This window comes from Microbacterium sp. NPDC097977, assembly GCF_040302605.1.
Classification (GTDB): Bacteria; Actinomycetota; Actinomycetes; order Actinomycetales; family Microbacteriaceae; genus Microbacterium.
In genome coordinates this window covers 1-10090 of record NZ_JBEOUR010000098.1, presented here as the reverse complement: position 1 = coordinate 10090, position 10090 = coordinate 1, and the positions used below count along the sequence as shown (strand labels likewise).

Annotated in this window: 10 protein-coding genes; 1 reads left to right on the top strand and 9 read right to left on the bottom strand. The window is 63.8% G+C overall.

The window, feature by feature from the left end; translation table 11 throughout:
* Window positions 1-580 precede the first annotated feature (580 nt).
* Window positions 581-1204 carry a 3-hexulose-6-phosphate synthase gene (hxlA, locus tag ABTZ43_RS15820; RefSeq protein ID WP_253386523.1) on the bottom strand — a complete coding sequence of 208 codons (624 nt, stop codon included), beginning with the start codon at window positions 1202-1204 and terminating at the stop codon, window positions 581-583.
* Between the two features lie 50 nt (window positions 1205-1254).
* Window positions 1255-1833, bottom strand: a complete 579-nt coding sequence (gene hxlB / locus ABTZ43_RS15815) for a 6-phospho-3-hexuloisomerase (RefSeq protein ID WP_350539483.1) — start codon at window positions 1831-1833, stop codon at window positions 1255-1257.
* 100 nt (window positions 1834-1933) lie between these two features.
* Here hxlB and ABTZ43_RS15810 point away from each other — a divergent pair, with 100 nt between their 5' ends.
* Complete coding sequence (locus ABTZ43_RS15810) at window positions 1934-2764, top strand: helix-turn-helix transcriptional regulator (RefSeq protein WP_350539482.1); 831 nt, start codon at window positions 1934-1936, stop codon at window positions 2762-2764.
* A gap of 98 nt (window positions 2765-2862) precedes the next feature.
* On the opposite strand, the gene ABTZ43_RS15805 is transcribed toward ABTZ43_RS15810, so the two are convergent.
* From ABTZ43_RS15805 to ABTZ43_RS15775, 7 genes are all read right to left on the bottom strand, one after another.
* Complete coding sequence (locus tag ABTZ43_RS15805) at window positions 2863-3804, bottom strand: zinc-dependent alcohol dehydrogenase (protein ID WP_253386526.1); 942 nt, start codon at window positions 3802-3804, stop codon at window positions 2863-2865.
* A 162-nt stretch (window positions 3805-3966) separates the two neighbouring features.
* On the bottom strand, window positions 3967-4974 hold the full coding sequence (locus ABTZ43_RS15800; RefSeq protein WP_253386527.1) for an ABC transporter permease: 1008 nt from the start codon (window positions 4972-4974) through the stop codon (window positions 3967-3969).
* Between the two features lie 41 nt (window positions 4975-5015).
* Window positions 5016-6521, bottom strand: coding sequence for a sugar ABC transporter ATP-binding protein (locus tag ABTZ43_RS15795; protein ID WP_350539481.1), 1506 nt, complete (start codon window positions 6519-6521; stop codon window positions 5016-5018).
* Window positions 6518-7558, bottom strand: coding sequence for a sugar ABC transporter substrate-binding protein (locus tag ABTZ43_RS15790; RefSeq protein ID WP_253386529.1), 1041 nt, complete (start codon window positions 7556-7558; stop codon window positions 6518-6520). Before ABTZ43_RS15790 ends, ABTZ43_RS15795 begins: the two co-directional genes overlap by 4 nt.
* Window positions 7559-7949: 391 nt before the next feature.
* Entirely contained in the window at window positions 7950-8759 is an 810-nt protein-coding gene (locus ABTZ43_RS15785) for an SDR family NAD(P)-dependent oxidoreductase (RefSeq protein ID WP_350539480.1), read from the bottom strand.
* A gap of 10 nt (window positions 8760-8769) precedes the next feature.
* Window positions 8770-9279 carry a VOC family protein gene (locus tag ABTZ43_RS15780; RefSeq protein WP_253386531.1) on the bottom strand — a complete coding sequence of 170 codons (510 nt, stop codon included), beginning with the start codon at window positions 9277-9279 and terminating at the stop codon, window positions 8770-8772.
* A 63-nt stretch (window positions 9280-9342) separates the two neighbouring features.
* A partial coding sequence (locus ABTZ43_RS15775) for a dioxygenase family protein (protein ID WP_350539479.1) occupies window positions 9343-10090 on the bottom strand: 748 nt, incomplete at its 5' end.

The window sequence follows — 10090 nt, the reverse complement described above, 5'->3', positions numbered from 1 at the left end:
CATTTGACAAGTGCACGCTGTTGAGTTCTCAAGGATCGGATGCTCCCACGACCCAGTCATCACAACCAGGCCCGAAGGGCAACTTCTCTATCTTATCTGTGTCATTCAGGCTGTCAATTCGACACACCGTGATGATCAGAACCAGATCTGCAGCTCGGGGCTTAAGGCCGCCGAGGCAACTTCACTAGCTTATCCGTTTCAGACTCGCTGTCAAATCGACCGCTTGTCCGAGGTGGACGCTCCAGGTCAGACAGAAGTGTGTCTGCGATCTTCTCCGAGGAGCTGATCGAGTGGAGGTGGTTCTCCGCTTGAGGGGGGTAAGGCTCTCGGCCTCTCCGCTTCCCTGTGGGGCGAACAAGTAATAAGTTACGCGGGATCCGGGGTTCCGGCAAATCATGGGCGCCCGCCGGGCGTGTCGCCCGTATTCCCGCGGAGTGGGGGGCGCAGCAGCCGGATTCGGATGAACGGGCACCGACGCCCGCGCCCCCTCGATGCCGGCCGACGACGCCATCGCTGATGGCAAGCATCGGCGGCACTCCCCCGGGGGAGTGCCGCCGAGCATTATTCGCCCGCCGACCGACTACACGATGGCAGCGCGGAGTTCCGCAGCCGCGGCGCTGACGTCAGTTGCGCCGTAGATGGCCCCACCGGCGACTGCGACCTGTGCGCCGGACTTCTGCACAGAGGCGATGGTCGAGATGTTGATGCCACCGGCGACAGAGAACGGCACGCCCGAGGACTCACCGTCACGCAGCAGGGTGTCGAAGGTGAAGCCCACTTCGGCCTGCTCATCGAGACCGGCGTGCATCTCGACGAACTCCACGCCGAGCGCCACCACCTCCTTGGCACGCTGCGGCTTGTCCGCGACGCCGATCAGGTCGACGACGACACCCTTGCCGTGCTTCTTCGCGGCCTTCACCGCTCCGACGATCGTGCTGTCGCCCGCCGCACCGAGCACTGTCACGAGATCGGCGCCGGCGGTGAAGGCGATCTCCGCCTCGAGCTCACCCGCATCCATGGTCTTGAGGTCGGCGAAGACGATCTTGTCGGGATGGGCGTTCTTGATGGCGGTCACAGCTGTGAGCCCGGCACTCTTGATGAGGGGCGTGCCGAGCTCGAGGATGTCGACATACGGCGCGGCCGCGGCGGCCAGTTCGAGAGCGGCCTCGGTGGTCAGGGTGTCCATGGCGAACTGCAGTTTCATTGTGTTCCTTTTGTCGGAGTGATGGGATGGAGGAAGAACGATGGATGGCGTCACTCGAGATTGGCGTGGCGCGGCCACAGCTCATCGGCGCTTCGGCCGGAACGCTTCCACAGGGCGTGGAAGAGGGCGTCGCCGATCAACACGACGCTCTGCTCGAACAGGCTGCCGGCGTACTGATTCGAAGCCGACTCCGAGCGGTCGAGCTTGCCTGCGGCGGGCACAACGATCAAGGCTGAGGCCAGGGCGGCGAGTGGGGACTGCGCGGCGGTGGTGATCACGGCGACACGGGCACCGACAGATACCGCCGATCGAGCGTTGCGCACGATGCCTTCGGTCGTGCCCGACCCGCTCGCAGTAAGAAGCAGATCGTCGGCTCCGATCGCCGGAGCGGTGACCTCCCCGACCACATGAACATCCAGACCGAGGTGCATGAGCCGCATGGCCGTCATCTGCAGCGCAAGACCGGAACGGCCGGCGCCCAGAACGAAGACGCGCCCGGCTTCGACGACCTGCTCCGAGAAGCGCGCGAGCGCCATGGGATCATTCGTGGCGACCTGGTCGGCGACGTCGTCCAGTTCTTGCGTGATGCGCATCAGCGCGTAGCCGACACCTGATTCGAGAATGTCCATAGCTTCATCCTTCGTGCAGAGATCCTCTGGCGTGCCTACCCGCGCGGCCTGTTCTTCCCACCCGAACGGGTAGGAGAGACGTAGCGGGTAGGGTGGGGACATGACGGACGACACGATCTCCCGCCGAGAGCTGGCCGAGCAGTCGCGGCTGCTCGCCGAGCAGACAGACCGCCACGCGGTCGCCCTCGAGTCGATCCTCGCCATTCTGCGTTCAGCACGATTGGACGACCGGGCCGCTCGGACGATGGCGACCGACATCGCCGCAGCCACCCTTGTGGAGTTGCGGACGGCCAATGACGAACAGACCAGCACCCTGTTCGAACCCGTGGTGGGCGCATTCGCAAGGCTCCGTAGCGACCTGCGACCGCTGGTGAGGTTCGGCGACCTCGACGTGCAGTTCGTCGAACCCCCCGCGACCGGACGGGCGCTGCCTGGCGATGTGGCGTTCGCTGCACGAGCGATAGTCCGGAGCGCTGTGCTCGCCCTCGTCGACGAGGGCGAGTCGCGACGGGTCCGCATCCAGTGGGATTGCGATGGTCTCAACCTCCTGATCGGCATCCGCGATGACGGGACGGGGCAACTCTCTGTGCACGACGACTCGCTTCGACCCATCGCTGAGCGCGTCTCTTCGCTGGGCGGTGACCTCGACGTCTCAGCCACTGCCGGCTGGGGCTCGACGATGGCGGTGCGACTACCGCTCGATCCGCCCGCCATGCCGGAGCCGTTGGCGGACAACGACGCTTTCTCGCAACGGGAGCGCGAAGTGCTTCGGCTCGTCGCCTCTGGTGCGAGGAACCGGGCCATCGCCGACCAGCTCACCATCAGCCCGAATACGGTGAAGTTCCATGTCTCGAACATTCTTCGGAAGGCGGGGGTGAGCACGCGCGCTGAGTTGGCGATCCTCGCAACCGCAAACGCTCGACGCCCCTGACTCTGCTCGTGACGCCCCAAGACAGAGGTCCCGAACGTCCACCCGCTTCGCGTTCCATCGCCTCTCTTCTCCGCTCGCTCAGGATGCCGTCGGGAGAGTCAACCGAACACGGGGCTGTCGAGCTCGATGTGGGCCTTGATGGTGGACTCGGGGTGGAGCGCCGCGTCCAGCGCATCGAGTGCGGTGTCGATCGTGAAGCGGTGCGTGACCAGAGGGCTGAGGTCGATTCCGCTCTGCGCGAGGAATCGAATCGTCTCGGGCCACACTCCCGGCGACCCCACGGAGCCCGTGATCTTCAGCCCCTTGGACTGGATCAGGCCGAGCTTCGCCGAAGCTTCTCGCCCCACATCCACGCCGATGAAGGCGACCCGACCACCGAAGGCGACGAGTTCGAGTGCACGAGCCATCACAGTCGGCTGGCCACTCGCCTCGACCACGACATCAGCGCCACGTCCCGAGGTGAGTTCGTCCAACAGCTCATCCAGCTCCTCGGGTGCGACCGCGTGCGCAGCTCCCAAGCTCAGCGCCGCTGTGCGCCGATGCGGGTTCGGGTCCGCCACGATCGTGCGCGCACCCATCTTGACCGCCGCCGCCGTCACCGCAAGGCCGATCGGTCCGGCGCCGAGCAGCACGAGAGTGTCACTCGCGTTGATGTTCCCGGCGCGCGTCAGCGCGTAGTACGCCACGCTGAACGGCTCCACGAGAGCACCGTTGGTCCACGGCATCTCCGGGGGCAGCTTGTGAAGCCACTCCGCCTTGACGACGAAATACTGCGCCGCCGCACCATCGATGGAACAGCCGAAATGATCGTCCCCGATGACGCACTCGCCGACGACGTGATCTCCCACGACGAAGTCGGTCACCTTCTCACCGACCTTCGCAACCTCTCCGGCCCACTCATGGCCAGGGATCAAGGGATAGCTGAAGGGGATGATCGCCCGCCCTGCGAGGAGTTCGATGTCGGAGTGGCACACGCCGACCACTCGGGACGCGATCAGTACCTCGTCAGCGCTGATCTCGGGAATCTCGATCTCATCCACTACGGGGTGATCCTGGGAAGCGTATCGCAGGGCCTTCATCATCTGGTTCTCCTTCTGTTCGGTCTTGTGAGTGTCGGGGACACGGAGTCGGGGTCTAGCGGGGGCCGTGACGTTCTTGCCCGAGAACGACGGATGTGATCTCGGGGCCGCGCAGCGCCGCCGTCACCGTGCTCGGGCGAGTCTGCGGTTGTTGACGGAGTCGAGGAGCACCGCGACGAAGATCAGGGCGGCTTGCACGAACTGCACCCAGAACACTCCTACGTTCATCAGAGTCAGGCCATTGCCGATAAAGCCGATGAGCAGCACGCCGATGAGGGTGCCGAGGAGGCTTCCCTTGCCACCGAACAGGCTCGTTCCGCCGATCACGACAGCCGCGATGACTTGGAGCTCGAGTCCCTGCGCGGCGATGGGAGTCGTGGCGCTGAGGCGACCCGCGAGCAGGATCCCTGCCAGTCCCGCACACAGTCCCGCGAACGTGTACACGTAGAACAGGGTGCGTCTGTCTCGGATGCCGGCGAGCCTGGCCGCCTCTCGGTTCCCGCCGATCGCGAAGACCCGGTGACCGAAGGTGGTGCGGGAGAGGATGACGTGTCCGATGATGAAGACGAAGACCGTGACGAACGCGGCCACGGGGATTCCCGCGACACGCGCTGACCCCAACCAGTTGAATGTCTCCGGCAGACCGAAGATCGGCTGTCCGTTGCTCAGCTGCAGGGTCAGTCCGGCCGCCATCCCGAGAGTCGCGAGAGTGACGATGAACGGGGCAAGATTGAGATACGCGATGGAGAACCCGTTGAACGCTCCGATCAGCGTCGCCGCGACCAACACGACGATCATCCCCAGGAACCCGTCGCCAGTTGCCTGCATCGTCAGACCGCCGAGGATCCCCGACAATGCGATCGCGGACCCGACAGACAAGTCGATCCCCGCGGTGATGATGACGAACGTCGCGCCGACGGCCGCTACACCCACGACGGCGGATTGCGCGAGGACGTTCGTGAGATTGGTGACGTTCAGGAACCGGTCCGAGAGGACGGACATCACGGCGATGACGGCCAGCAGCGCCACGAAGATCGGGAGGATCTGACTGCGGGATGCTCGCGCGAGGAACTCGCGGCCCCCACGCTGGGTGGGCTGCGTCCCCAGGGGTTCGGTTGTCGGGCGCTTCACTTCAGGCACCGATGTCGACGTTTGCATTGGTTCTCCTAGTTTCATCCGAGCGAGGCCAAGGCCAGCACGGCTTCACGGTCGTAGTCTTTGCGGTGGATTTCAGCGACCACCCGTCCGGACTTCATGACGTACACACGGTCGCTGACCGCAAGGACCTCGTCGGTATCCGAGCTGGTCATGAGGATCCCCGCGCCCGCGGCAGCGAGGCCGAAGGCCTTCTCGTAGATCGACGACTTCGACCCGACGTCCACGCCCCTCGTCGGATCGTCCAGCATCAGCAACGACAGGGCACCAGCCGTGAACCGGCTCAGGATCACCTTCTGCTGATTCCCGCCGGACAATCGGCTGATGAGTTGACGACGACTGTCGGTCCGCACATCGAAAGAGCTGATCTGCGCGGATATGAACGTCCGCGCGGAGCCAGGGACTATCCATCCCCACTTCGACACCTTCGAATAGTTGCCATAGATGATGTTGTCTCCCACCGAAGCCTCGGGAACGATTCCCTCTCGCTTTCGATCCTCCGGAATGTAGACCACACCCATCCTCCGCGCGGTCCCCATGTTGCCCGCGCGAAGCGACCTGCCACGCACCGAAAGAGCACCGGTCGCGGAGCCATCCGCACCCGACACCGCCTTCATCAGCTCGGTGCGTCCCGCGCCGGCGAGACCGACGAGACCGACGATCTCACGCTCACGCACCACGATCGACACGTCGTTCACGCGTCGAGCGTTGATGCCCTTCGCTTCGAACACGACATCACCGAGCTCACGGTCCTGCCACGGATACGCACGCTCCAGAGACTTCGCCAGCATCGTGCTCACCAGACTCGATTCGTCCCACTCGCTCGTAGGACGGTGCCCCACCACCGCACCATCACGCATGACGACGATCTCGTCCGAGATATCGAACAACTCCGCAAGATGATGACTGATATAGAGAATCGCCAGCCCCTCATCACGGAGCCCCCGGATGACCTGCTTGAGGATCTCCACCTCGCTCTCGGGCAACGATGACGTCGGCTCGTCGAACACCAGCACGCGCGCGTCCCGGGCAAGGCTCCGGGCGATCTCGACCAATTGACGCTCCGACATGCTCAGCGACCCCACCGCCGCGTCCGGGTCCACATGGGACAGACCCACCCGTGCCAGAGCAGTGCGAGCACGAACGAGCGCCGCGCGCTTACTCACGAACCCGAAGGCACTCGGCATCTCGCCGAGGAACAGGTTCTCGGTCACCGTCATCTCAGGGACACATGTGAGCTCCTGGTAGATCACACTGACACCAGCCCGGATCACCGCCAGAGGATCGCTGTCGACACTGTTCCCGAAGATGCTCACCTCACCCGCGTCAGGAGAGATCGCTCCCGCCAGAATCTTGATCAGCGTCGATTTCCCCGCCCCGTTCTCTCCCGCAAGCGCAGTGACGCGACCCTCGAGAAGCTCGAGATCCACGCCCTTCAGCGCCCGCACACCGACGAAGCTCTTCTCCACGCCGCGCAGCGACACCGCGCTGCGCGGCGTGGAGAGCGACGAGTTACTGCTCACTTACCGATCCGATCTGCCCACAGGCCCTTCTCCGTTGCTTCCGGAGTGTCGATATTCTCCGGAGTCAGCGTGAAACTCGGCTGCTCGTAGGACGTCGGCAACGGCGTCCCGTCCTCCCGCAGAGCCTTGATCTGCGCGAACAGGTACTCGCCCATACCCAGCGGATTGATCACGACGGTCATATCCTGATAACCCTTCCTGATGTTGTCGACCGCGACCGGGTCCCCATTACCGCCACCCACCCAGATATGTTCCGGATCACCCACCGGCTTCAACCGCCCGGCCAGTTCGATAGCACGCAGCACGCCCGCCGACATGTCGTCGCTGGCCGCACGCACCGCATCGATATCGGGATGAGCCTGAAGCACATCCGTCATCACCTTGTTTGCGCCCTCCTGCGTCCATTCCCCGGACACAGTGGAGACCACCTCGACCCCGGGATACTTCTCGACGAGTTCCTTGAGACCAGTGGCACGCCGCTCCGTGGCATCCGTGCCCGGCACACCCTGCACATCGACCACCTTGCCGCGGACTTCTCCATACTTCGCCTTGAGGAACTCGGCGATCTCATCAGCCTGCACCTGGCCGACCTCTTGATGAGCCATTCCGAGATTGAGGTCGATCTTGTCCGAAGGGATCAGATCGCACACGGCCACCACAGGGATGCCGGCAGCGTTCGCCTCCGCCGCGATCGGGATCATCGCCTTCCCATCCACCGCGGTGATCGCCAGATAGTCCACGCCCTGAGCAATAAGATTCTGCGCATCCGTCAACTGCTGCGCCGCATCGAGCTGCGCATTCGTCACGACAAGACACGCACCGGCCTTCTCCGCCTCGTCCTCGAGCCCCTGCTTGACGCCCTGGTAATACGAGATGTTCATCGACCACGTCGACCAACCGACCGTGAACGCACATTCTCCCTCACCACCCGAAGCAGAAGGGCCACCACTCGACGAACAACCCGACAAAACCAAAACCGACGCAGACACGACCACTAGAAGCGGCTTCATTGCAAACTTCACTTCGTCCTCTTTCATCTTTGAATGTGAACAACAGCACTATGGATGGTGCGGCCGGGGCACTGCCTCGTGTCCGGTGGAATTTAACCGTATGGCACAGGTGAACATTCTGTGATATATCGATTTCCTGCCTGTACATAGTTCATGACTATCGCCGCAGGCCGGGGTATAGCAACAAAGAGAAGTCAGCGTGAATCTGCGCTACAGCGAAAGATTCTCCGCTGCTGCCGAACGCAGCATTCTTGACGCCCAGTTCGCGGCCCCTGAATGCGGCCTCGTTAGATCCGAACAATCGGAGTACCGTGAGGGCGAATGAGAGCGAGGATTCGCCCTCGCGTCAGCGCACCCTGTGTGAAGGCATCGCGAGATCCGTGCGATGATCCGCCACGAGCACGGAGCGTCGGCGCGGTCACCCCGCGAGGAGTCCTCCGTCGACGACCAGCTCGGTGCCGGTGACGTACGACGCGCCGTCGGACGCCAAGAAAAGCACCATGCTGGTCACTTCGTCGGGGTCGGCCGGACGCCGAAGAGGCACCCCTGCACCAGCGCCTGCGCCGTTCTCGCCCATTGCTGCGGCCATCATGGGGGTCATGATGTACCCCGGGTGCACCGAGTTCACTCGAATTCCATCGGGGCCGTACTGCACCGCGGCGTGCTTGGTCATTCCTCTCGAGGCGAACTTGCTCGCCACGTACGCCAGGTTGGGCGAGCCGACGACGGCGATCATGCCCGCGCTGGATGAGATGTTCACGATGGAGCCGCCACCCGCTCGCTGCATGTACGGGATCACCGTCTTCATGCCGTAGAACTGAGAGTGCTGATTGATGGCTATGACCTGAAGGTAACTCTCCTCGCTGATCTCCACGGTGGTCTCAACCGGACCGATGATCCCCGCGTTGTTCACGAGGACGGTCGGGGTGCCGAAAGCCTCCGCGACCTCGGCGACCACCCGGACCCAGTCTGCAAGATTCGACACATCGTGCGTCCAGAAGCGCGCCGCATGGCCCAGCTCGTCAGCCAGCGCCTGACCGCGTTCAGTGTTGACGTCGGTCAGTGCCACGCGCGCCCCCTCTGCCACGAATCGGCGAGCGTGCGCTTCGCCCATCCCCTGCGCCGCTCCTGTGATGATGGCGACCTTGCCGGAAAGCTGTCCCATGTCCTTCTCCGTTCGTTCAGCGGGACGATCGTCCCGAAACCCTTGTCTACGATGCGATGTCACGCGTCGACCTCTAGTAACCGGACTTCTTCGCGAGGTCGGCGAAGAACTCCTTGCCTTCCGGAGCCAACTGCAGAGCCTCGACGTAGTGCCCCAGCTCCCTCGAGAAATCGGCGTAGGCGACGAGGCCGAAGCCGGGGCTCTCGAACGCCGTCGTCCAGCGCTTCCCGTACGCCTCGAGACTCGCGGTGGTTTCCTCCATGTCTTCAACGAGCATGCCGAGATGGTGGAAGGTGGCGGGCTTGGAGGAGTCGATGTGGTCGGCGTACATCCCGACGGGCCCGGCCACCGGCCTGATGATCTCGATGTTCGTCGTACCCACGTTCACGACGGCGACGTCGATCTCCCACAGGGGGGCCGGTTCGCCATCGACCACGCAGTCGACCGCGCGCATTCCCGAGATGAATGTCCATTCCGGGGTGTCCATGTTGTCTCGGAACCACCGGGTCGCTCGCTCCAGATCGTCGGCGACGTATGCAACCTGGAAGACATTCTTGAAGATGTGTGCGAATGGATGTGACATGTTCCTCGTCCCTCTACTTGGCGAATGGCGATGACGATGCCTGCGGCATCTGCTCGGTCGAGATCAGCTGTCCTCCGCGGCACCCGGATCGCGCGGAGACGGCAGCACCATGTCGAACCGGAGCGAGCGGAAGGGGTTGGGCAGGCCCTTCGCTGCGGCCTCTGCCGGATCATCGATCCAGGGGAACGGGAAGATGAGGCTGTCCTTCACCGCGAACACAGCATCGGAGTCGAGCCACGGGCTGCCCTCGACGAAGACGTGAGTGGTGATCGGCAGGAATCCGTCCGCGTCGCCGATGAAGTGGATGTGCGCGGGCCTATTGGGATGCCTGTTCGTGGCGTTGAGCAGCTCGCCCACCGGTCCGTCGGTGGGGATGGGATAGGGGGCCGGCACGACGGAGCGGAACCAGTATCGGCCGTCGTCGTCGGTCGTGAAGAGCCCTCGACCGACTCCGACGTCCACGGTGTCGAGGATCTGGACATCATAGAAGCCGTCGTCGTTAGCCTGCCAGACATCGACGGTCGCACCGGCGATCGGTCGACCCTGCATGTCGGTGATGGTCCCCTCTATCCAGCACGGATCGCCCTGCGTGACATCGAGGATCTGGTCGCCGAGCGCGCGAGCGGGGCTCTCCACCATGTGGAACGGGCCGACCACCGTCGTCGGGGTCGCGCCGCTGTTCGTGCGCCTGGATTCCAGCTGCTCGACGAGGTTGGTCACCCCGAGCACGTCGGACAGCAGCATGAACTCCTGGCGTTTGTCGTCGCACATGTGGCCGACGCGGGTCAGGTAGTCGATCGCGATCTCCCAC